Raw genomic sequence first — 20642 nt, 5'->3', positions numbered from 1 at the left:
GACGGCCGCCTCCGGGGCGTTCAGACGCGGACTCCGGTCCGCGCGGCGCAGGTTCGTCGCAGGCGTCGCATGGCGGCGCTTCCCTCCGTTGGAGGGCGCGCAATAGGGCCTGGGGCGCATGGCGTCAATGAAATCAACGGTCGCATCAAACAAACGCGATTGCGGCGACGCGCGCCTGGGGACATGTTCCGCGCCGATGACCGACCTGCCCCCCGACCCCGACTCCGTCCCTTCGGCGATCGAAGCGCCAAAGCAGGAGGGGGACACGTCCATGCGCGCCCTGCTCCGGCAGACCGACTTCCTGTTTTTCTGGACCGCCCGCTTCGTCGCCACCCTGGCCGTACAGATCCAGGCGGTGACCATCGGCTGGCAGGTCTACACCCTGGCCCGCGAGACCGGCCACGACGAGGGTCAGGGCGCCTTCCTGCTGGGCATGGTCGGCCTGGCCCAGTTTATCCCGCTGTTCTTCCTGGCCCTGACCGCGGGCGAGACCGCCGACCGGCATGACCGCAAGGCGATCATGACCGCCGCGATCGGCGTCGACATCCTGTGCGCCGGCGGCCTGGGCCTGCTGGCCTGGTCGGGACATACGGCCCTGTGGCCGATCTTCGCCATCGCCGTGCTGTTCGGGGCCGGGCGCGCCTTCCTGTCGCCGGCCTCCAGCGCCATGGGCCCGATGCTGGTGGCGCGCCCGCTGCTGCCGCGCGCCATCGCCTGGAACTCGCTGTCCTGGCAGAGCGCCTCGATCATCGGCCCGGCCCTGGGCGGCCTGCTGTGCGCGATCTCGCCGGCCGTCGCCTTCGGGGCCTCGGCCGGCCTGTTCCTGCTGGGCGGCCTGTGCCTGCTGGGCATCCGCCAATCGACCAAGCCGGTGGTGCAGCCCGGCTCGCGCTGGACGCTGATCAAGGAGGGCCTGGTCTATACCTGGCGCAACAAGATCGTCTTCGGCTCGATCTCGCTGGACCTGTTCGCCGTGTTGCTGGGCGGGGCCACGGCCCTGCTGCCGGTGTTCGCCCGCGACGTGCTGCATGTCGGCGCGGAGGGCTTCGGCGTCCTGCGCGCCGCCCCAGCCGTGGGCGCGACTCTGGTGGCCGTCGTCCTGGCCAGCCAGCAGATCCGCCGCCGAGCAGGCCTGCTGATGTTCGGCGCCGTGGCGGTGTTCGGTGCGGCCACGGTGGTGTTCGGCCTGTCGCAATGGATGTGGCTGTCGGTGGCGGCCCTGGCGGTGCTGGGCGGGGCCGACATGGTCTCGGTCTATATCCGCCAGACCCTGGTGCAGCTGGTCACGCCCGACCCGATGCGCGGCCGGGTCGCCGCCGTCTCGGGCCTGTTCATCAGCGCCTCCAACGAGCTGGGCGAGTTCGAGAGCGGCGTCGCGGCGCGGTTCCTGGGCCCGGTCGGCGCGGCCGTCTTCGGCGGCGTCGGGGCGCTGGTGGTGACCGGGGCCTGGGCGAAGATGTTCCCGGAACTGCGGAAGGCTGACCGGCTGGAATAGCGGGCCGTGCGTCCTTCGAGGCCCGCTGCGCGGGCGCCTCAGGATGAGGCGCTTTGCTGCTCTGAATTCCTCATCCTGAGGTGCGAGGCGTAGCCGAGCCTCGAAGGACGCACGGCGCTACACCCCCGCCAGCCTCGCCAACGCCTCGCCCGTCATCCGGCGCACGATCCATTCGTCCATCGCCGCCGCGCCCAGGCTGTCGTAGAAGGCGATCGACGGGGCGTTCCAGTCCAGCACGGCCCATTCCAGCCGGCCCAGGTTCTCGTCGACGCAGCGCCTGGCCAGGTTGGCCAGCAGCGCCTTGCCCGCGCCCGAGCCGCGCGCCTGAGGTTGGACGAACAGGTCCTCCAGATAGATCCCGTGCCGGCCGACGAAGGTCGAGAAGTTGTAGAACCACAGGGCGAACCCCACCGGCCGGCCGTCGATCTCGGCGATGTCGCAGAAGGCCTTGGGATTATCGCCGAACAGCGCCACCGTGATGTCGTCCCGCGTCGCCCGCACGTCATCCAGCAGCTTCTCGTAAGCGGCCAGGTCGCGGATGAACTGCAGGATCAAATCGCCGTCGGCGGCGACGGCGGGACGAACCGAGACTTGGGTGGTGACGGGCATATGGCGGTCTCTTCGGACTATCTGGATTTCGTGCTCGAACAGCTGGCCCCGGTCGGGCCGCTGACCTCGCGCCGGATGTTCGGCGGAGTCGGGCTCTACGCCCAAGGCCTGTTCTTCGCCCTGGTGGACGACGACACCCTGTACCTGAAGGGCGACGAGGCCCTGCGCCCCGATTTCGAAGCGGCCGGCAGCATCCAGTTCGCGCCGTTCGGCATGAGCCCGATGGCCTACTGGACGGCGCCCGCCGAGGCGCTGGACGATCCCGACCTGATGGTGGACTGGGCGCGCCGCTCGATCGCCGTGGCGGCGGCGCGGAAGGGGCGGAAACCTTAGCGCGGTGCGTCCTTCGAGGCTCGGCTGCGCCTCGCACCTCAGGATGAGGAGCGAGGGTTGGCTGTGAAATCCTCATCCTGAGGTGCGCGCTCCTGAGCGCGCCTCGAAGGACGCAGGGCGCTACCCGATCACCACGCCCGGCGGCGGGACGCTGTCCTCGGGCACGAAGAAGTCGGGCATCAGGGTGGCGGTCGGGTCGACGCGGTACTGGTCGAAGTCGCGCACGCCCTCGGCGTAGAGGAACGTGTCGTCGATCACGAACTGGCCGGTGAATTCCCGCGAGGGCTTGAGGAACATGGCGTGGGCCGCGTCGGCCATGATCTCGACCGTGCGGCAGTGCTTGAGGCCCTCCTCGCCGGTCAGGGCGAACTGGATGGCGGCGGTGGCGATGGCGGTGCGCGGCCACAGGGCGTTGCAGGCCACGCCGTCGGACCGGAACTCCTCGGCCATGCCCAGCATGCACAGGCTCATATTGTACTTGGCCATCGAATAGGCCACGTGCGGCGCGAACCAGCGGGGCTTGATGTCCAGCGGCGGCGACAGCGCCAGGATGTGCGGGTTGGCCGCCTTCTTCAGGTGCGGCAGGCAGATCTTCGAGGTCAGGAACGTGCCGCGTCCGTTGATCTGGTGCATCAGGTCGTAGCGCTTCATGTCCGTCGACAGCGTGCCGGTCAGCGAGATCGCCGAGGCGTTGTTGACGCAGATGTCGATGCCGCCGAACGTCTCGACCGCCTTGTCGACCGCGGCCTGGACGCTGGCCTCCTCGCGCACGTCGACCACCAGCGGCAAGGCCTTGCCGCCGGCCGCCTCGATCGCCTCGGCGGCGGTGTAGATGGTGCCCGGCAGCTTGGGATGGGCCTCGGCGGTCTTGGCGGCGACGACGATGTTGGCGCCGTCGCGGGCGGCGCGCAGGGCGATGGCCAAGCCGATGCCGCGCGAGGCGCCGGTGATGAAGAGGGTCTTGCCAGCTAGGCTCATGCTTCTGCTCTCGATGCGGTTCTGGCCAGGATGGCCCCGGCCCGGGCGATCACACGGTGGACGGGACCCTGATCCTTCAGCGCGGGCCCGGCAAGGCGGATGAATCGGCGTCAGCCCCCCGCGCCGGCGGTCTCCACCGACAGCGTCCAGAGCCGCTCGGCCGCCTCGGGATCCAAGGCGTGGGGCATGACCCCGGCCCACGGGTGTTCCTTGCTCCACGGGACGGCCTGGGCCAGGTCCTCCAGATAGAGCCCGCCGACGCCTTCCAGTTCATCGCCCACGGCGGCCCAGACGCTGGTCGAGGCGCCCTGCTGCGGGGTCTTGAAGCCGGCGCGCGGCTTGCCGTCGTCGTCCAGCCAGCCCAGGGCCTTCTGCTCATCGAGCGGCAGGTGGCGCTGCAGCGGCGTGAAGATGCCGCCCGGCATCACCGCATTGGCCCGCACGCCCTGGTCGCTGAACCGCCTGTCGAAGCCTACGGCGAACAGGGCGTTGGCGGTCTTGGCCTGGCCGTAGCTTTCCCACTTGTCGTAAGGGTGCGAGCGGAAATGCGGGTCGTCGAAGTTCATCGGCGCGCGGCGATGGCCGATCGACGACAGCGACACCAGGCGCGAGGTCTTGCCGGACCGTCGGGCGCCCGCCGTCAGGTTCGGGGCCAGCAGCACCGACAGCAGGAAGTGGCCGAAATGGTTCGTGCCGATCTGCATCTCCAGCCCGTCTTCGGTATAGGCGAGCGGGCAGGCCATGACCCCGGCGTTGTTGATCAGCAGGTTCAGCGGCCGCTCGCCCCAGCGCGCGGCGAAGGCGCGGATCGACTGAAAGCTGGAAAGGTCCAGCATCGACCAGGAAACCTTCCCCTTGGCGGTCTTGGCGATGTCCGCCACTGCCGCCTCGGCCAGGTCGGGCTTGCGCACCGCGATCACCACCTCGGCCCCCGTTTCGGCCAGGGCGCGAGCGGTCTCGACGCCGATGCCGGTGGCCCCGCCGGTGACGATGGCGACCTTGCCGGCCAGGTCATGGCCGCCGACCACGTCGCGAGCGTCGGTATAGGCCCCGAACGGGGATTTGATGCGGTCGGCCATGATGCGTTTCTTCCCTGCGGTCTTTTTGACGGTGACGGACGCTACAGCTGCAAGACCAGGATCCCCAAGGCGATCGCCAGGCACAGGGGCCCGTAGGCCCGACGATTGAGCGTCGCGAACGGCGTGCCCTCGGCGTAGCGGAAGACGGGCGGGACATAGGACGCCAGGCCCCGCCCTGCGAAGATGGCGAACAAGGCCCAGCGCGCCGCGCCCAACGCCCCGTCCCAGCGGGTCTGCGTCAAGCTGGACAGGGCCAGGACGCCGCCGGCCGCCAGCGCCGCCGCGACCGCGGCGGAAGCCAGGAAACCTGGAGCGCGCATGCCCCGCGTACGGCCCACCACATGCTCGACCATCGAGGCCTCGTCATGGCCGGGCCAGCGGCCGCCGAACCCCCAATAGAGGTGGATCCCGGCGAGGGCGAACAGGGCCGCCGCCAGGATCAGGGCCAGCGCCACCTCAGCCGACCTTGCTGAAGTCGGGCGCGCGACGCTCGGCGAAGGCCATGAAGGCTTCGCGGGCCTCGGCGGTCTGCAGACGCTGGCCGAACAGCTCGCCTTCCTTGTCCATCAGCGCCGAGATCGCCTCAGCGTCGCGCATCAGCGACTTGGTCGTCGTCAGGGCGCCCAGCGGACGCTTGGCCAGTTGGTCGGCGGCGGCACGGGCCTTGGCGCGCAGCTCGTCCAGCGGCACGCAAGCGTTGGCGATCCCCCAGGCCGCGGCCGTCTCGCCGCTGACCGCCTCGCCCAGGGCGAACATGGCGTAGGCCCGGGCGTGGCCGATGCGGGCCGGCAGCAGCCAGCTGGAGGCGGCCTCGGGCACCAGGGCCAAGTTGACGAAGGGCGTGGTCAGCCTGGCGTCGGGACTGGTGAACACCAGGTCGCAATGCAGCAGCATGGTCGTGCCCACGCCCACGGCCTGGCCCTGAACGGCGGCGACCAGCGGCCGGGTCGCCTTCGCCAGGTTCTTCAGGAACCGCATCACGTGGCGCTCGCCGGTGAAGGCGCCGGTGGCCTGGGCCGCGAAGTCCTGCAGGTCGTTGCCGGCGCTGAAGCTGTCGCCGTCGGCCTGGAACACCACCACCCGCACGGTCGGGTCGCTCTCGGCCTGCTCCAGGCTGTCGGCCAGAACGCCGTACATGGCGTTGGAAAGGGCGTTCTTCTTGTCCGGCCGCGCCAGGGTGAGGGTCATCACGCCGGCGTCGATTTCGACCTTAACGTGGTCGGTCATGCGGGGTCTCCTTTGGGGAACTTGGTTTGCAGGCTGCTCAGCCAGCGCGACACGACGGCGATCTCGTCGTCCGTGAAGCCGGCGGTCAGGTGGGCGTTGAGGCCTTCGACGCCGGCCTTGGCGTCCTCGCGGGCCTCGCGCCCCTTGTCGGTGAGATAGAGGCGCAGGGCGCGGCCGTCCTTGGGGTCGGGCCGGCGCTCGACCAGCTCGGCGCGGACCATGCGGTCGACGAGGCCCGTCATGGCCGAGGGCGCCAGGTCCAGGGCCTCGGCGGCCTCGCCGATCAGGGCCCCGTCCTTCTGCCCCAGCACGAACAGGGCCCCGGACTGGGCGGCGGTCAGCCCACCCTTGGCCGCCATCTTGGCCTCGACATAGCGCTGCACCCGCCGGTGGGCGACATTGAGCAGGAACACCAGGCGGCGGTCGGGAGGCGTGGTCATGGCGCCATGGTTATAGTTCGCGCGCGAAATATCAAACGAATGTTTCGACCATTCGACGAAAACATTCAACCAGTTGGTTGACTCTCGATGGGCCGCGCTACACATTCAACCACATGGTTGAATTACTTACCCCCCAATTGGACAGCGTCTTCCACGCCCTCGGCGACGCCACCCGCCGCCGGATGCTGCGCGAACTGGTGAACGGCGAACGGACGGTCGGCCAGCTGGCCGAACCGTTCTCGATCTCGCTGGCCGCCGCCTCCAAGCACATCAAGGCCCTGGAAAGCGCCGGCCTGATCCAGCGCGAGGTCCGCGGCCGCACGCACCTGTGCCGCCTCGACCCCGGCCCGCTGGCCACGGCCCACGAGTGGCTGAACTTCTACGAGCACTTCTGGACCGGCCGTCTGGACGTGCTCGACCGGCTCCTTCGCGAGGAGGACGCCCGCAACGCCCCGCCCCCGAAACAAGGAGACGACCAATGAGCGACCTTGCGACCCTTTCCGCCTATGGCGAACTGATCGAGCCCCTGACCCTGAAGATCCAGCGCCTGCTGCCCGGTCCCGTCGACCGCGTCTGGGCCTATCTCACCCAGAGCGAGCTGCGTCGCCAATGGCTGGCGGCCGGCCAGATGGAGATGAAATCCGGCACGCCGTTCGAACTGGTCTGGCGCAACGACGAACTGAGCGACCCGCCCGGCGCGCGGCCCGACGGCTTCGGGGCCGAGCATCGCCTGGAAAGCCGGATCCTGGCGCTGGAGCCCAACCGAAAGCTGGCCTTCACCTGGAACCAGGGCGAGGTTTCGTTCGAGCTGGAGCCGGCCGGCGACAAGGTGCTGCTGACGGTCATCCACCGCCGCCTGCCCGACCAAGCCCAGCTGCTGAACGTCAGCGCCGGCTGGCACGCCCACCTCGACGTGCTGGTCACCAGGATCAGCGGCAAGCCGCAGACGGCGTCGTTCTGGGACGGCTGGAGCAAGCTCAAGGCCGAGTACGAAAAGCGGCTGTCGGCTTGATCACGGCTGGGGACAGGCGCATGCGCCTGTCCCCAATCTCGGACCCTAGCCCGCCGCGCGGTACCAGTTCACCCCGTCGGCGTCCGCCTCGCGCGTCGCCAGGCCGCGCCCGATCAGGCAGTTGAGGTGAGCCAGGGCCTCGCCCGTGGCCATGCCCAGCAGATCGGGACCGATCGGCCGGGCGAACAGCGCGCCGAACACGTCGACCGCCCGCTTGGGCTCGGCCAGCTTTCCGGCCAACCGCCCCAGCCCCCGCTCGTGGCCCGAGATCAGGCCGTCGATCCGGGCGTGCAGCCCGCGGAACGGATCGTTGTGGGCCGGCAACACCAGCACCGTGTCCGGCACGGTCGCCCTCACCTTGGCCAGCGAGGTCAGCCAGTCGCTCAGCGGATCGGCGTCCGGCTCGGTCGGGAACACCGAGACGTTGGACGAGATCCTGGGCAACACCTGGTCGCCGGAGATCAAGACGCCCAGCGCCTCGCACCACAGGCAGGCGTGGTCGGGCGAGTGGCCCTGGCCAGTCACCACCCGCCAGTCGTGGTCGCCGATGCGGAACACCTCCCCGTCGGTCATCCGGCGGTAGCTGTCAGGTAGTTGGTAGATCATCTTGCCGAAGCCGCCGAACCGGGCCTTGTAGTTCTCGATCGCCTCCTCGTCCCAGCCCGCGGCGCGGAAGAACCGCACCCCGTCCTCGGGCGCCTCGCGACCGGTGTCGGCCACCAGCATCCGGCACTGGAAGTACTCCAGCCGGGTCATCCACAGGCGGACGTCAAACTTGCGTGCGATCCAGCCGGCCAAGCCCACATGGTCCGGATGCAGATGGGTGACGATCACCCGGGTGATCGGCCGCCCGTCCAGGGCCCCGGCGAAGGCCGCGCGCCAGGCCTGCGAGGTCTCCTTGGTCTGAAAGCCGGTGTCGACCACCGCCCAGCCCTCGCCGTCGGCGATCGCCCAGACATTGATGAAGCCCAGCGAGCCGCCCAGCGGCTGGCGCAGCCACAGGACGCCGGGTGCTACCTCGACCGCTTGGCCCGATCCGGTTTCCGGCGCGGTCTCAAACGGATAGACCAGCCTCGGCCTGTGCGTTTTTTCGGCCGGTTCGGGCGCATCTTCCTCGATCCCGTCCCGCATTTGCGTCCTCCGGTCGCGGCCATCGTCATGATTGCGCCCCCGTCGGACGACATCTTGACCCTCGATGCAAGCGGGCCTTAAGTCCGCCGCGAGGAATTTACCCCAGGAGACGTACCCCATGAGGCCCATCGCGATCGGCTTGACGGCCGCCCTCGCGCTCGCCGCGCTCGTTCCCGCCACCGTGATCTCGGCGGCGAAGGACAAGGAAAAGCCGGCCGCCGTCGACGCCAAGGCCCGCGAGGCCGGCATGAAGGCCGCGCCGGACGTCGCCAAGGCCGCCGGCATTTCGTGCACCGTCACGGACGCCCGCCTGATCGGCAACGACAAGAAGACCAGCACCGACTATTACGAAGTCGCCTGCCAGCAGGGCCTGGGCTTCGCGCTGCTGGCCAAGAAGGACGCCGCGCCCCAGGCCTACAGCTGCCTGGAGACCGCCCAGCCCGGCGCCGACGGCAAGCCCAGCGCCCTGGCCTGCCTGCTGCCCGCCAACGCCGATCCCAAGACCGGCCTGGTGCCGTACCTGGCCAAGGCCAACACGCCCTGCGACATCCAGAACGCCCGCGCCATCGGCGCCGGCGCCAAGAACGCCTATTTCGAAGTCGCCTGTAAGGGCGGCGCCGGCTACATCGTCCAGACCTCGGCCCCGATCAATGTCGACCAGGACGTCACGGTCAACAGCTGCCTGCTGTACGAGGAAGGCGGCAATGTCAGCTGCAAGCTGACCGACAAGGCCACCCAGCTGGCCGTCGTCGACCAGCTGAACGCCGCGGCGGGCAAGAGCTGCGCGATCAAGGACAAGCGCTACATCCTCAGCACCAAGACGGACAACTACTTCGAAGTCGCCTGCCAGGACGGCAAGGGCTACGTGCTGCAGCAGGCCGCGGCCGGCGGCGCGCTGGTCAAGGCCATCGACTGCGCCCAGGCCGGCTTCGTCGGCGGCGGCTGCACCCTGAGCGACGCCGTGGCGGCCCAGACCGAACAGGCCGGCCTCTACAGCAAGCTGGCCACCAAGGCCGGCTTCGACTGCAAGGTCGAGAAGTACGGCATGCTGCCCAGCAACGACCCCCGCAAGGAGATCGTCGAGCTGAAGTGCTCCAACCGTCCGGACGGCGGCATCGGCATCTTCACCGGGACCGGCAACACCGTCTACGACTGCGTGACCTCGGAAATGAACGGCTATCGCTGCAGCTTCACCAAGCCGGACGCGGTCTATCCGCGCCTGACGGCCGACCTGAAGGGCCTGGGCAAGGGCAGCTGCACCGTCTCCGGTTCGCGCATCATCGGCCAGACCGCCACCCAGGGCTTCGTCGAAGTCGCCTGCTCGGACGGGCTGCCGGGCTGGGTGATGGCCTATCCGCTGAACCAGACCGCGCCCAAGCCGGCCGAACTGCTCTCGTGCCTGCAGGCCAAGGGCGTGGGCGGCGGCTGCAAGCTGCCGACCAACGCCACCAAGGGCTGATCGAGACTCAAGCCTGAAACAGCAAGCCCGCCGGGAGCGATCCCGGCGGGCTTTTTGCTGACCCGTCCGATGGCGACAAGCGGCCCCTAGAAGCCCGCCCCGACCTTCTCCAGGCCCGCGGCCATCTGCTTCAGGCGCTTGTCCAGCTCGGCCATGGTGCGGTTCAGGGCGCCTTCGTCGTCGCGCCAGACCTGCAGGGTGCGGCCCCAGACCGCCGACATGGCGGCCAGTCGGGCCGGGGTGGCGTCGAGACCGGCGGCCTCCAGAACGGCCCGGGCGGTCCTGGGAAAGCGCAGGGCCGAGACCACCGGACTTTCGGACCGGCTGATGGCGATCAGGGCGGCGCGATGCGGCTCCATCGCCTCGATCCGGGCCATGGCCGCGTCGAACAGCCGGTCATGGGCGCTGGCGTCGTCCGCCGACACGGTGGCCAGGGCCGCGCGGTCGAAGCGGGCGGCCAGGTGGTTGAGCACCGCGCCCTTGCCGTCGGCCCGGGCGTAGAGCTCGGCGAACGGGACTTCGGCCTTCAGGGCGATGTCGCGCAGGCTGACCTGCGTCCACGGCCGGTCGGCGGCCAGGGCGAGCGCGGCGGCGGCGGCGCGGTCGAGAATGTCTTCAGCGGTGCTCATGGCTGCTGAGATGGCGGGTGAGCGGGGCGCTTACAAGAACCCTCTCCAAGGGGGAGAAGACGGCTATGCCCCCAGCTCCACCGACCGGTTCACCGCCGCCTCCAACGCGCGCGGCAGCAGGTCGCCGAAACCGCCCTCGCCCATCAGCACATTCAGGGCCGCGGCGGTGGTGCCGCCGGGCGAGGTGACCTGCCGGCGCAGCTCGGCCGGTTCCTCGCCGCCCTGGCCCAGCAGGGCCGCCGCCCCGACGATGGTGGCCCGCGCCAGCCTGGCCGAGTCGGCCGGGTCCAGGCCCTGGTCCGCGCCCGCCGCCTCCAGCGCCTCGATGAAGGCGTAGAGATAGGCCGGGGCAGAGCCGGAAACCGCCGTCGCGGCGTGCATCAGCGCCTCATCCTCGAGGTCGACCGTTGTAGCGACGGGGTCCAGTAGGGCATGGGCGCGGGCCCGGGCCTCGATCGTGTCGGCGACGATGCTGGCCGTGCCCAGGCCGATGGCGACGGCGGTGGTCGGCATCACCCGGGCCACGGCCCGGCCCCCGAACGCCTCAGAGATGTCGGCCGCGCGCACTCCGGCGGCGATCGAGACGATCACCGCGTCGGGCGCCAGGTGCGGGAAGACATCGGCCACGGCCTCGCGCCAGATCTGCGGCTTGACGGCCAGCAGCACGGTCTTGGCGGAGGCCAGCGCTTCGAGCGGCGGGTTGACCGTCGCGCCCGGGAAGGCGGCGGGGTCGGCGTTGGGGTCGCGGATGATCAGCTCGCTGGCGGCGAACGCCCCGGCCTTGGCCCAACCCGCGATCAGGGCCCCGCCCATGCGCCCGGCGCCGAGGAGAAGGATGGGGGTGGTCATGAGAAGGCTCCGCTAAACTGGAAGCGGCCTGCCTAGCAGGTCATGCTCCAGGGAGCGAGCCGGGGACATGCCCTTGCGGCGTGTCCCCATTCCAGATCGGCGCGTCGGGTGGGGACACGCCGCAAGGGCATGTCCCCGATCCTAAGCCTGGCCGACGGTCTCGAACATGCAGGCGGCCATGGCCTCGTCCGGGGTCTTGGCGCCGTGCAGCAGGAAGTCGAAGGCGGGGTAGAAGCGGTCGGCGGCTTCCACCGCCGCGTCGATCATCGAGGCTGCCTGGGCCATGGTCGGGCGCTCGCCGGCCGGCAGGGCCAGGGCGTGGCGGAACACCACCTCGCCGTCCTCGGTCCAGACCTCGAAATGGCCCAGCCAGACGCGCTGGTTGATCATCGACAGCAGCTGGTAGGCGCTGGGGCGCTTGGTCTTGCTGGCGCGCAGGTCCAGCGACAGGCACAGCTGCAGGCAGTCGGCCTCGGGCCGCCAGGCGAACCACAGCTCGTAGTCCTTCCAGTCGCCGGTCAGGGCGAAGGCCAGGTCGCCGTCCTCGGTGCGGTCGAACGTCAGGTTCTCCGCCGCCAGCACATGCTCCACCACTTCCAGCGGATCCATCGCCAGCAGGACGTCGTCTTCTTCCGGTTGGGTGTCCATTAGACCCTTTGACCCCCGGGGAGAGACGGGTCGTGGGACCCGACCAAATCACCCACTGCGAGGACTCTAATCTGCTTCGCGGGCGGCGTCACAACCGCCTTCACGTCGAACGGGAACGAAACTCGCCTATTCGGCCGCGTTATCGCTACCAGGATTGGCCTTCCTGGCCGGGGTTTTCTTGACCTTCAGCGCCGCGACTTCCTCGCGAAGCGCCGCCACCTCGGCCTTCAAGGCTTCGAAATCGTCGCGCCGGATCAGGTCGAACTCGGCGGCCAGGCGATCGGCCTGGGCCCGCATGGCGGTCTTGGCTTCCTCGCCGGCGGTCTGGGCGATGCCCATGGCGGCCTGGGTCAGCTTGGCGAATTCGTCGAGGAAGGGGTTTTGGCTGTGCATCGGATTCCCAAAGCCCGGCGGGGGGCGCGGCGCGGTTCGTCGCGCGTCTTATATGGGAAAGGAAGGATGAAAGCGAAGAGCGAACGCGGTAGAGGTGCGACCCTCTGTCCGTCCGGAGCGCTCGCGGCGTGATCTTCCCCGACATCGACCCCATCATCCATATCGGCCCCTGGGCCCTGCAGTGGGGGCCGCTGGCCCTGCGCTGGTACGCCCTGGCCTATGTCGCCGGCATCCTGCTGGGTTGGCAGTACGCGATCCGGCTGGTCCGGAACGCCGGGCTCTGGGGCGGCCAGAAACCCACCGCTACCTCGCTGCAGATCGACGACCTGGTGCTGTGGATCACCCTGGGCATCATCCTGGGCGGCCGGATCGGCTACATCCTGTTCTACATGCTGGTCAACGACGGCCAGCGGGCCAGCCTGGCGCAGGATCCGCTGTCGGTCTTCAAGATCTGGGAGGGCGGCATGTCCTTCCACGGCGGCTTCCTGGGGGTCTGCGCGGCGGTCGCCCTGTTCGCCCGCCAGCAGAAGATCGACATTCTCCGACTGGGCGACCTGGTCGCGCCGGTGGCGCCCATCGGCCTGTTCTTCGGCCGCTGCGCCAACTTCATCAATGGCGAGCTCTGGGGCCGGGTCACCGACCACCCGTTCGGCATGGTGTTCTGCAACGACACCATCCGCGCGGCCAACCGGGGCGTCTGTCCCGCCGGCGAGCTGCCGCGCCATCCCAGCCAATTGTACGAGGCCGCGCTGGAAGGCGTCCTGCTGTTCCTGATCCTGAACTTCGCGGTCTACCGGCTGAAGTGGCTGCGCCGCCGCGGCGCGCTCGTGGCGACCTTCCTGATCTGTTACGGCCTGTTCCGCGCCCTGCTGGAGAACGTCCGCAACCCCGACCACGGCATGCCCGCCTTCCCGTTCGGCCTGACCATGGGGATGATGTTGTCGATCCCGATGCTGCTGGTCGGCGCGGCGCTGCTGTGGCGGGCCCTGCGCGCGCCGGTTCCCGCCGCCGCCGCGGACGATCATGAGCCTGCTTGACCGCCTGCGGGCCCAGATCGCCCAGGACGGCCCGATCAGCGTCGCCGAATACGTCACCCGCTGCCTGCACGATCCGCGCGACGGCTATTACGCCACCCGCCCCGCGCTGGGTGAGGACGGCGACTTCCTGACCGCGCCGGCCGTCAGCCAGATGTTCGGCGAGCTGATCGGCCTGTGGATCCTGGAAACCTGGACCCTTATGGGCCGGCCGGCGCCGGTGCGGCTGGTGGAGATCGGGCCGGGGGACGGGACGCTGATTTCCGACATCCTGCGCGCCGCGCGGCTGCTGCCCGAGTTCCTGGCCGCCGCCGACCTGCGGCTGGTCGAGGTCTCGCCGCCGCTGCGTCGGGTCCAGGCCGCCAAGCTGGCGAACGCGCCCGTGACGCCGCGCTGGGCCGACCGCCTGGAGGCCGTGCCGGCCGGCGCGCCGCTGCTCCTGGTGGCCAACGAGGTGCTGGACTGCCTGCCTGCGCACCAGTTCGTGCGGACGCTGGACGGCTGGGCCGAGCGGGTGGTCGGGCTGGATGAGCACGGGAACCTGGCGTTCGGGCTGAAACACTTAGGTCCTCCCCCTGTGGGGGAGGATCTGGAACCCGGCGTTGTCGTGGAATCATCCCCCGCCCAGGCCGCCCTCGGCTCCGAGATCGGCCACCGCGTCGCCCGCGACGGCGGGGCGGCGCTGCTGATCGACTACGGCCGCGACGCGCCGGGACCGGGCGACACGCTGCAGGCGCTGAAGGCGCACACCAAGGTCTCGCCGCTGGCCCAGCCCGGCCAGGCCGACCTGACCGTCTGGGCCGACTTTCCCGCCGTGCTGGCCGCCGCCGCCGAGGCGGGCGCCACGACGGGACCCATCCTGCCCCAGGGCGCGTTCCTGCAGGGCCTGGGGATCGATCAGCGCGCCCAGGCCCTGGCCGCCGCGCGGCCTGACCAAGCCGACAAGCTGGCCCGGCAACTTGATCGCCTGACCGGCGCCGCCCAGATGGGACAGCTGTTCAAGGCGGTCTGCCTGTCCGCTCCCGGACTTTCTCCTCCGCTCTTCGAGGGCCCTTGACCATGACCGACCTGCCCACCGTCCAGTCGCCCCTGCTGGCCGCCGTCGCCGGGGTCAGGCATGCGTTCTTCACCCGCCAGGGCGGGGTCTCGACCGGGGTCTACGCCAGCCTCAACGTCGGGCGCGGCAGCCAGGACGATCCGGCCGACGTCGCCGAGAACCGCGCCCGAGCCGCGGCCTGGTTCGGGGCCGCGCCCGAAGACCTCAACACCTGCTTCCAGATCCACTCGACCATCGCCATCGTCGCCGACGGCTCGTGGGGCGACGTGCGGCCGCAGGGCGACGCGGTGGTGACGCGGACGCCGGGCGTGGTCTGCGGCGCCCTGCACGCCGACTGCGCGCCGGTGCTGATCGCCGATCCGGTCGCCAGGGTGGTCGCCGCCGCCCACGCCGGCTGGCGCGGCGCCCTGGACGGCGTCGTCCAGGCCGCGGTCGACCAGATGACGGCCCTGGGCGCCGAGCCCTCGCGCATGGTCGCCGCCGTCGGCCCCTGCATCGGGCCGCAATCCTACGAGGTGGGGCTGGAGTTCCTGCAGCGCTTCGAGGCCGACAGCCCCGGCTCCGGCCGATTCTTTTCGCCCGGCGCAGCCGACGACAAGCGCCTGTTCGACCTGCCGGCCTTCGTTCTGGACCGCCTGGACACGGCCGGCGTCGGACAAAGCGAATGGATCGGCCGCGACACTCGCACCGAGCCGGACCTGTTCTTTTCGAACCGCAGGGCCTTCCTGGCCGGGGAGTCCGACTACGGACGACTTCTGTCGGCGATCGCCCTCGAAGCGTGAGTATGTCGAATAAGCAGAATCTGGCGAGACTCGGGGTTGTTCCCGCGCCCGGGACTGCTAGAAGCCCCCGCAACGGCGACACCCCTCCCCGAGACAAAACCATGAAGCTGCTGTCCGGCAACTCGAACCGCACCCTGGCCCAGGCCATCGCGGAATATCTCGACATGCCGCTGACCCGCGCCCAGGTGCGCCGGTTCGCCGACCTGGAGGTGTTCGTCACCATCGACGAGAACGTGCGGGGCGAGGACGTCTTCGTCATCCAGTCGACCAGCTATCCGGCCAACGACAACCTGATGGAACTGTTGATCTGCATCGACGCCCTGAAGCGCGCGTCGGGCAAGCGGATCACGGCCGTGCTGCCCTATTTCGGCTACGCCCGCCAGGACCGCAAGACCGGGGGCCGCACCCCGATCTCGGCCAAGCTGGTGGCTAACCTGATCACCCGCTCGGGCGCCGACCGCGTGCTGACGATGGATCTCCACGCCGGCCAGATCCAGGGCTTCTTCGACATCCCGACCGACAACCTGCTGCCCTCGCGCCTGCTCGCCGACGACATCCACAAGCGCTACAAGATGGGCGACGACCTGATGGTCGTCTCGCCGGACGTCGGCGGCGTGGTGCGGGCCCGCGCCCTGGCCAAGCGCCTGAACGACGCCGACCTGGCCATCGTCGACAAGCGCCGCTCCGCCCCCGGCGAGAGCGAGGTGATGAACATCATCGGCGACGTGAAGGACCGGCGCTGCATCCTGTTCGACGACATCGTCGATTCGGCCGGCACCCTGTGCAACGCCGCCGCCGCCCTGATGGCCCACGGCGCCAAGTCGGTCTCGGCCTATGTCACCCACGGGGTGCTGTCGGGCGCCGCCGCCGACCGGGTGGCCAATTCGGTGCTGACCGAGCTGGTGGTCACCGACTCGATCGAGGCTTCGGACACGGTCAAGGCGTGCCCCAAGATCCGCTACGTGTCCTGCGCGCCGCTGATCGGCGAGGCCATCCGCCGGATCGCCAACGAGGAATCGGTCTCCAAGCTGTTCGACTGAGGACGCTCGGCGAACCCGTCTCTTTGGGCTGAAACGCAACCTTGACGGTTGAGCTTGTCAAGACATGGTTAACGGGCTGACTGTCACAATATCGCCCGCGCGCCAGTGATAAGGCGGGCGCCTTATGTCATTGGGGATGTTTTCGGGATGCTTTCCACCACGCGTACGCGCGCCGCGCTGACGGCCATCGCCGTGGTCGCCGCCACCTTGCTGGCCAGCTGCGAGACGCCGCCCCCGCCTCCGCCGCCCCTGGTCGCCGCCCCGCCCGCCCCGCCGCCGATCACCCTGTCGTCCAGCATCGTCGAGAAGGCCAGCGCCTTCCGCGGCTACATGCAGCGGGCCGGCGCGATCGGCGCCACCTTCGAGAACCCCGACCAGATCCAGGCGTCGCTGAAGGTCGGCGTCGGCTACGAGCCCAAGCAGTTCCTGTCGGGCGCCACCGCCTATGCCGCCGTCCTGGCCCTGCAGGACCCGACCTACGTGGCCTCGGTGCGCGCGTTCGCGACCGATCCCGCTCAGCGCCAGTCGATCATCAACCAGCTCGTCGCCGATCCCGCCTACGCCGTCGGCTTCAAGGGCAGCGACACGGCCGCCGGCCGGATCATCGACACGCTCGGCGCCAGCGGCCTGCAGCTCTACACCGCCGGCAAGGCCGTGAAGCAGGCGGCCTATGACGTCCAGCGCGCGAAGTGGTCGACCCTGCCGGTCCTCGACCGCGACGGCCGCCTAGCCTACGCCAAGACCATGTCGGCGACCCCCGGCCTGGCCGACAGCGCCGACGTGGCGGCCCTGCAGCAGGCCTCGATGGGCGGCGTGCCGCTGGTGCCCGCGCCGCCGGCCGATCCCGCCGCCGCCGTTACGGTCTCCGGCCCCCGTTCGGCCCCGCCGCCCTACAAGCCGCTGGTGATCCGCGGCCTGGCCGTGGCCGCGCTGGCCGCCCTGGGCTACGCCGGCGACGACAAGTTGCCCCTGATCGAAGCCGTGATGGCCGAGCCGGCCAGCGCCATGTGCCTCAACATGGCCAAGCTGAACCTCTACCAGTGCCTGGCCGTGGCCAAGCCGCACTATGAGGACGTGTTCTGCCTGGGCCAGCACATCATGATCGACACCGGCATGTGCGTGCTCAAAGCTTCGGGCGCCGCCCTGCCCTACGAGCCGCCGCCCCCGCCCAAGCCGGAGCCGGTGGTGACCAAGAAGAAGCCCGTCGCCAAGAAGAAGGCGTCGGCGTCGGCAAAGAAGAAGAGCTAAGGCTGCTTCCTTCTCCCGCTGCGGGAGAAGGTGTCAGCGAAGCTGACGGATGAGGGGTCGCACCGGCCAGGGCCGTGCGGCCCCTTTTCGTTGGGCGTTTGAGAGAGCCCTCATCCGACCTCCTTCGGAGGCCGCCTTCGCCCGCAGGGGCAGAAGGCGCGATCTTGGGGCCCGTTGCATCGGACGGCCGCTGCGTGTATGGAGCGCGACCCAAAAACGTCGACCGGGCGAGGCAATCCAGTCTTGTGCGGCGGCTTCGCATTTCGAGAGCATGGGGCTCTCCAGAGAGACAAGACATGGCCGAGATCATTCTCAACGTCGAACTCCGCGACCGCGCCGGCACCGGCGGCTCGCGCGAAACCCGCCGCCAGGGCAAGGTCCCCGGCGTGCTGTACGGCGGCAACAAGGCCCCGGTGAACATCGCCGTGAAGGGCAACGAATTCCGCAAGGCGCTCTACACCGGCAAGCTGCTGGGCCACCTGGTGACCCTGCAACACGGCGACGAGAAGCAGTCGGTCATCGCCAAGGCCGTGCAGTTCCACCCCGTCACCGACGAGCCGATGCACTTCGACCTGTACCGCGTCGGCGAGCACCAGCTGATCAAGATCGAAGTGCCGGTGCACTTCAAGAACCACGACATCTCGGTCGGCCTGAAGAAGGGCGGCACGCTGGAAGTCATCCGCCACGTGGTCGAGCTGGCCTGCCCGGCCGACAAGATTCCCGAAGAGCTGGTCATCGACCTGGCCTCGCACGACATCGGCGACACCATCCGCATCTCGGAAGTGAAGCTGCCGGAAGGCGTGCGCCCGGCCCAGGACCGCGACTTCGTGATCGCCAACCTGAAGGCCTCGGCCGCTTCGCAATCGAACGAAGGCGACACGACGACCGCCGAAGCCTAAGGGCTTTTGGGTCGGGTCTCCGATCCGATATTCAGAACGGGCGGGCTTCGCGGCCCGCCCGTTTTTCGTTCCGGCGTGGGCAGTGCCACGAAACCTCGTCCTTCGACAAGCTCAGGATGAGGTTTCGAATGCGGGCTTTCCGTCGTCCTCATCCTGAGCTTGTCGAAGGACGAGGACGCCCCTACACGCTGGCCGTCAAAGTGGAAGCAAGCCGATGTCCATGCTGATCCTCGCCGGCCTCGGCAATCCCGAGCCGAAATACGAGAAGAACCGGCACAATGTCGGGTTCATGGCGGTGGACGCCCTGGCCCGCAAATGGGGCACGGCGCCGTGGCGCTCGCGCTTCCAGGGGCTGGCCTGCGAGGGCCAGGTCTCGACGCCGAACGGCCCCGTCAAGCTGCTGCTGCTCAAGCCGAAGACCTTCTACAACGAGAGCGGCCGGGCCGTGGGCGAGGCGATGAAGTTCTTCAAGCTGGCGCCCAGCGACGTGATCGTCTTCCACGACGAGATCGACATGGCGCCCGGCCGTTTCCGGATGAAGGCCGGCGGCGGGGCGGCGGGCAACAACGGCGTGCGCTCGATCACCAGCCAGATCGGCGACGCCTTCCGCCGCGGCCGGATCGGCGTGGGCCATCCGGGCCACAAGGACGCGGTCATGCACTATGTGCTGGGCGACTTCCACAAGGTCGAGCACCAGTGGCTGGACCCGATGCTGGACGCCCTGGCCGACGCCCTGCCCTTCGCGGCGGCCGGCGACGACGAGCGCTACCAGGCCGAGGTGCTGCGCCTGGCCCCCGCGCCCAAGGCCGATCCCAAAAAGGCGGCGCGCCAGGCCGAATAGTCGCTCTGAACGCGCCAAAGATTGACCTTCGCGCGCCGCCGGGACAAAGACCCAAGGTAGCGCTTGGAGTCTCCTATGCTGCCCCTGATCGGTCCGTCCCTGATCTTCTCGATCATCCTGTGCGTCCACGTCGTGCGTACGCATCAGCAGATGTACTGGCTGTGGATCATCCTGGCGTTCCCCTATGTCGGCGGGCTGGTCTATCTGCTGGCGGTCGTGGCGCCGGAGTTCTTCGGCGGGGCCAAGGCGCGCCAGGTCGGCCAGGCGGCGCGCGACATCCTTGATCCGCAGCGCGAATACCGCGCGGCGACCCAGGCCGTCGACGACGCGCCGACCGTGGCCAACCGCGCCCGCCTGGCCTCGGCCGCGGCGGGCCTGGGCAGGCACGCCGAGGCCGAGCGCCTGTACGCCGAAGCCCTGCAGGGCATGTACGCCGACGATCCGCAGCTGCTGCTGGGACGGGCCAACGCCCTGATCGAGCTGGATCGCGCCGCCGAGGCGTTGCCGCTGCTGGAGGGCTTGAGCGCCCAGTCGCCGGCCGCGCGCACGCCGAACGTGGCCCTGGCCATGGGCCGCGCCTATCACGCCCTGGGCCGCCACGCCGAGGCCGACACCGCCCTGCGCTGGGCGGCGGCGCATCTGCCGGGCTTCGAGGGCATGGCCCGCTACGCGGTGTTCCTGGCCCAGACGGGCCGCAAGGACGAGGCGCGCGACGCCCTGGCCGAGATCGACAAGCGGCTGGCCAAGACCCATTCGCACTTCCGCAAGGAAGCCCGCGGCTGGCGCGACCTGGCGGCGGCGGCGATGGGGTGATCCTTAACGGTCGTCATCCTCGGACTTGTTCCGAGGATGACAGGCGAGGCTCAGCTGCGCTCGCGACCGTCACCGACCACCAGGTGGCCCAGCCAGCTGACCACGCCGACCACCACCGAGCCGAAGATCCCGGCCCACAGGCCGTCGACGGCGAAGCCCCGCAGCAGCCAGCCGACCAGGCCCAGCATCGCGGCGTTCACGACCAGCAGGAACAGGCCCAGGGTCACCACCGTGGCCGGCAGGGTGAGCATCACGACCACCGGCCGGACGACGGCGTTGACCACGCCCAGCAGCACCGCGGCGACCAGCAGGCTGGTCCAGCCGCCGGGCGCCCGGATTCCGGGGACGATCCTGGACGCCAGCCACAGGCCGAGGGCGGCGATCAGCGCGCGGACGATGAAGCGGATCACGGCAGGTCTCCCAGGGGTCAAGCACGACCATTAGAGGCGCGCCGCGCCCCTGGGACAAGCCCGTCCTCGTTCTGGAGGTGACGTCGCGTCCGCCTGACATTTTTGGCTTGAACTTTTGAGAATGAACGTTCATTCTCACTTCCGAAGCGCCAATACCCGACTCCGGGCGTCGGACATTACAAATACGTTATCGACCTTACCTTAGCCGCAACGCATTCCTATCTGACCCATTCCGG

General features: G+C 69.6%; 25 protein-coding genes and 2 pseudogenes. 14 read left to right on the top strand and 13 right to left on the bottom strand.

Features of this window, described 5'->3' with window-relative positions:
• The first annotated feature begins 196 nt into the window (after nt 1–196).
• Nucleotides 197–1495 carry an MFS transporter gene (locus G3M57_RS03170; RefSeq protein WP_056758579.1) on the top strand — a complete coding sequence of 433 codons (1299 nt, stop codon included), beginning with the start codon at nt 197–199 and terminating at the stop codon, nt 1493–1495.
• A 7-nt stretch (nt 1496–1502) separates the two neighbouring features.
• Here the strand turns inward: G3M57_RS03170 and G3M57_RS27850 are convergent.
• Together G3M57_RS27850 and G3M57_RS03165 are read right to left on the bottom strand one after the other, a co-directional pair.
• Nucleotides 1503–1612: pseudogene (locus tag G3M57_RS27850) on the bottom strand (hypothetical protein); the annotation flags it as partial.
• The gene (locus tag G3M57_RS03165; RefSeq protein WP_163228652.1) at nt 1613–2104 is read right to left on the bottom strand and encodes a GNAT family N-acetyltransferase; all 492 of its coding nucleotides are present in this window, start codon (nt 2102–2104) and stop codon (nt 1613–1615) included.
• On the opposite strand from G3M57_RS03165, the gene G3M57_RS03160 reads away from it, so the two are divergent.
• On the top strand, nt 2105–2437 hold the full coding sequence (locus G3M57_RS03160; RefSeq protein ID WP_056758572.1) for a TfoX/Sxy family protein: 333 nt from the start codon (nt 2105–2107) through the stop codon (nt 2435–2437).
• 120 nt (nt 2438–2557) lie between these two features.
• On the opposite strand, the gene G3M57_RS03155 is transcribed toward G3M57_RS03160, so the two are convergent.
• The 5 genes from G3M57_RS03155 to G3M57_RS03135 form a co-directional block, all read right to left on the bottom strand.
• Complete coding sequence (locus G3M57_RS03155; protein ID WP_056758569.1) at nt 2558–3415, bottom strand: SDR family oxidoreductase; 858 nt, start codon at nt 3413–3415, stop codon at nt 2558–2560.
• 110 nt (nt 3416–3525) lie between these two features.
• The gene (locus G3M57_RS03150) at nt 3526–4494 is read right to left on the bottom strand and encodes an SDR family NAD(P)-dependent oxidoreductase (RefSeq protein ID WP_056758566.1); all 969 of its coding nucleotides are present in this window, start codon (nt 4492–4494) and stop codon (nt 3526–3528) included.
• Nucleotides 4495–4535: 41 nt separating this feature from the next.
• Entirely contained in the window at nt 4536–4949 is a 414-nt protein-coding gene (locus tag G3M57_RS03145; protein WP_056758563.1) for a DUF3995 domain-containing protein, read from the bottom strand.
• 1 nt (nt 4950) lies between these two features.
• On the bottom strand, nt 4951–5721 hold the full coding sequence (locus G3M57_RS03140; RefSeq protein WP_056758561.1) for an enoyl-CoA hydratase: 771 nt from the start codon (nt 5719–5721) through the stop codon (nt 4951–4953).
• Nucleotides 5718–6161 carry a MarR family winged helix-turn-helix transcriptional regulator gene (locus G3M57_RS03135; protein WP_056759056.1) on the bottom strand — a complete coding sequence of 148 codons (444 nt, stop codon included), beginning with the start codon at nt 6159–6161 and terminating at the stop codon, nt 5718–5720. Before G3M57_RS03135 ends, G3M57_RS03140 begins: the two co-directional genes overlap by 4 nt.
• 137 nt (nt 6162–6298) lie before the next feature.
• Between G3M57_RS03135 and G3M57_RS03130 the strand changes: the two genes are divergently transcribed.
• Together G3M57_RS03130 and G3M57_RS03125 are read left to right on the top strand one after the other, a co-directional pair.
• On the top strand, nt 6299–6643 hold the full coding sequence (locus G3M57_RS03130; protein WP_244322594.1) for an ArsR/SmtB family transcription factor: 345 nt from the start codon (nt 6299–6301) through the stop codon (nt 6641–6643).
• A complete protein-coding gene (locus G3M57_RS03125) occupies nt 6640–7173 on the top strand; it encodes an SRPBCC family protein (RefSeq protein ID WP_056758553.1) in 534 nt (177 codons plus the stop codon). Before G3M57_RS03130 ends, G3M57_RS03125 begins: the two co-directional genes overlap by 4 nt.
• A gap of 45 nt (nt 7174–7218) precedes the next feature.
• On the opposite strand, the gene G3M57_RS03120 is transcribed toward G3M57_RS03125, so the two are convergent.
• On the bottom strand, nt 7219–8304 hold the full coding sequence (locus tag G3M57_RS03120) for an MBL fold metallo-hydrolase (protein ID WP_056758550.1): 1086 nt from the start codon (nt 8302–8304) through the stop codon (nt 7219–7221).
• A gap of 118 nt (nt 8305–8422) precedes the next feature.
• On the opposite strand from G3M57_RS03120, the gene G3M57_RS03115 reads away from it, so the two are divergent.
• The gene (locus tag G3M57_RS03115; protein WP_056758548.1) at nt 8423–9763 is read left to right on the top strand and encodes a hypothetical protein; all 1341 of its coding nucleotides are present in this window, start codon (nt 8423–8425) and stop codon (nt 9761–9763) included.
• Nucleotides 9764–9849: 86 nt separating this feature from the next.
• Here G3M57_RS03115 and G3M57_RS03110 read toward each other — a convergent pair whose 3' ends face one another.
• From G3M57_RS03110 to G3M57_RS03095, 4 genes are all read right to left on the bottom strand, one after another.
• Nucleotides 9850–10392 carry a hypothetical protein gene (locus G3M57_RS03110; protein WP_056758545.1) on the bottom strand — a complete coding sequence of 181 codons (543 nt, stop codon included), beginning with the start codon at nt 10390–10392 and terminating at the stop codon, nt 9850–9852.
• A gap of 63 nt (nt 10393–10455) precedes the next feature.
• Nucleotides 10456–11241 carry a pyrroline-5-carboxylate reductase gene (gene proC, locus G3M57_RS03105; RefSeq protein ID WP_056758542.1) on the bottom strand — a complete coding sequence of 262 codons (786 nt, stop codon included), beginning with the start codon at nt 11239–11241 and terminating at the stop codon, nt 10456–10458.
• Nucleotides 11242–11382: 141 nt separating this feature from the next.
• Complete coding sequence (locus G3M57_RS03100; protein ID WP_056758539.1) at nt 11383–11889, bottom strand: type III secretion system chaperone family protein; 507 nt, start codon at nt 11887–11889, stop codon at nt 11383–11385.
• A 126-nt stretch (nt 11890–12015) separates the two neighbouring features.
• Nucleotides 12016–12282, bottom strand: a complete 267-nt coding sequence (locus G3M57_RS03095; protein ID WP_163228650.1) for an accessory factor UbiK family protein — start codon at nt 12280–12282, stop codon at nt 12016–12018.
• Between the two features lie 128 nt (nt 12283–12410).
• Here G3M57_RS03095 and lgt point away from each other — a divergent pair, with 128 nt between their 5' ends.
• The 9 genes and pseudogenes from lgt (at nt 12411) to G3M57_RS03055 (ending at nt 19996) form a co-directional block, all read left to right on the top strand.
• On the top strand, nt 12411–13319 hold the full coding sequence (lgt, locus tag G3M57_RS03090; RefSeq protein ID WP_163228648.1) for a prolipoprotein diacylglyceryl transferase: 909 nt from the start codon (nt 12411–12413) through the stop codon (nt 13317–13319).
• Nucleotides 13306–14373: a class I SAM-dependent methyltransferase gene (locus G3M57_RS03085; RefSeq protein WP_163228647.1), complete on the top strand. Its 1068-nt coding sequence runs from the start codon at nt 13306–13308 to the stop codon at nt 14371–14373. Before lgt ends, G3M57_RS03085 begins: the two co-directional genes overlap by 14 nt.
• Before the next feature lie 2 nt (nt 14374–14375).
• Nucleotides 14376–15155: a peptidoglycan editing factor PgeF gene (gene pgeF / locus G3M57_RS03080; protein WP_163228645.1), complete on the top strand. Its 780-nt coding sequence runs from the start codon at nt 14376–14378 to the stop codon at nt 15153–15155.
• A gap of 101 nt (nt 15156–15256) precedes the next feature.
• Nucleotides 15257–16195: a ribose-phosphate pyrophosphokinase gene (locus G3M57_RS03075; RefSeq protein ID WP_056758528.1), complete on the top strand. Its 939-nt coding sequence runs from the start codon at nt 15257–15259 to the stop codon at nt 16193–16195.
• Nucleotides 16196–16342: 147 nt separating this feature from the next.
• Entirely contained in the window at nt 16343–17443 is a 1101-nt protein-coding gene (locus G3M57_RS03070; protein WP_056758525.1) for a hypothetical protein, read from the top strand.
• Between the two features lie 296 nt (nt 17444–17739).
• Nucleotides 17740–18342, top strand: coding sequence for a 50S ribosomal protein L25/general stress protein Ctc (locus G3M57_RS03065; protein WP_056758520.1), 603 nt, complete (start codon nt 17740–17742; stop codon nt 18340–18342).
• 82 nt (nt 18343–18424) lie between these two features.
• Nucleotides 18425–18521 (top strand): annotated as a pseudogene (locus G3M57_RS27845) (hypothetical protein); the annotation flags it as partial.
• A gap of 41 nt (nt 18522–18562) precedes the next feature.
• Nucleotides 18563–19183 (top strand): aminoacyl-tRNA hydrolase, encoded by a 621-nt coding sequence (gene pth / locus G3M57_RS03060; RefSeq protein WP_163233635.1) that lies wholly within the window; start codon nt 18563–18565, stop codon nt 19181–19183.
• 75 nt (nt 19184–19258) lie between these two features.
• Nucleotides 19259–19996, top strand: a complete 738-nt coding sequence (locus tag G3M57_RS03055) for a hypothetical protein (protein ID WP_162251656.1) — start codon at nt 19259–19261, stop codon at nt 19994–19996.
• Nucleotides 19997–20046: 50 nt separating this feature from the next.
• On the opposite strand, the gene G3M57_RS03050 is transcribed toward G3M57_RS03055, so the two are convergent.
• Complete coding sequence (locus G3M57_RS03050; protein WP_056758515.1) at nt 20047–20406, bottom strand: phage holin family protein; 360 nt, start codon at nt 20404–20406, stop codon at nt 20047–20049.
• Nucleotides 20407–20642: the final 236 nt, after the last annotated feature.

This window comes from Caulobacter rhizosphaerae (genome assembly GCF_010977555.1).
Classification (GTDB): domain Bacteria; phylum Pseudomonadota; class Alphaproteobacteria; order Caulobacterales; family Caulobacteraceae; genus Caulobacter; species Caulobacter rhizosphaerae.
The sequence above is the reverse complement of the archived record's forward strand: the minus strand, read 5'-3'. Positions and strand labels throughout refer to the sequence as shown.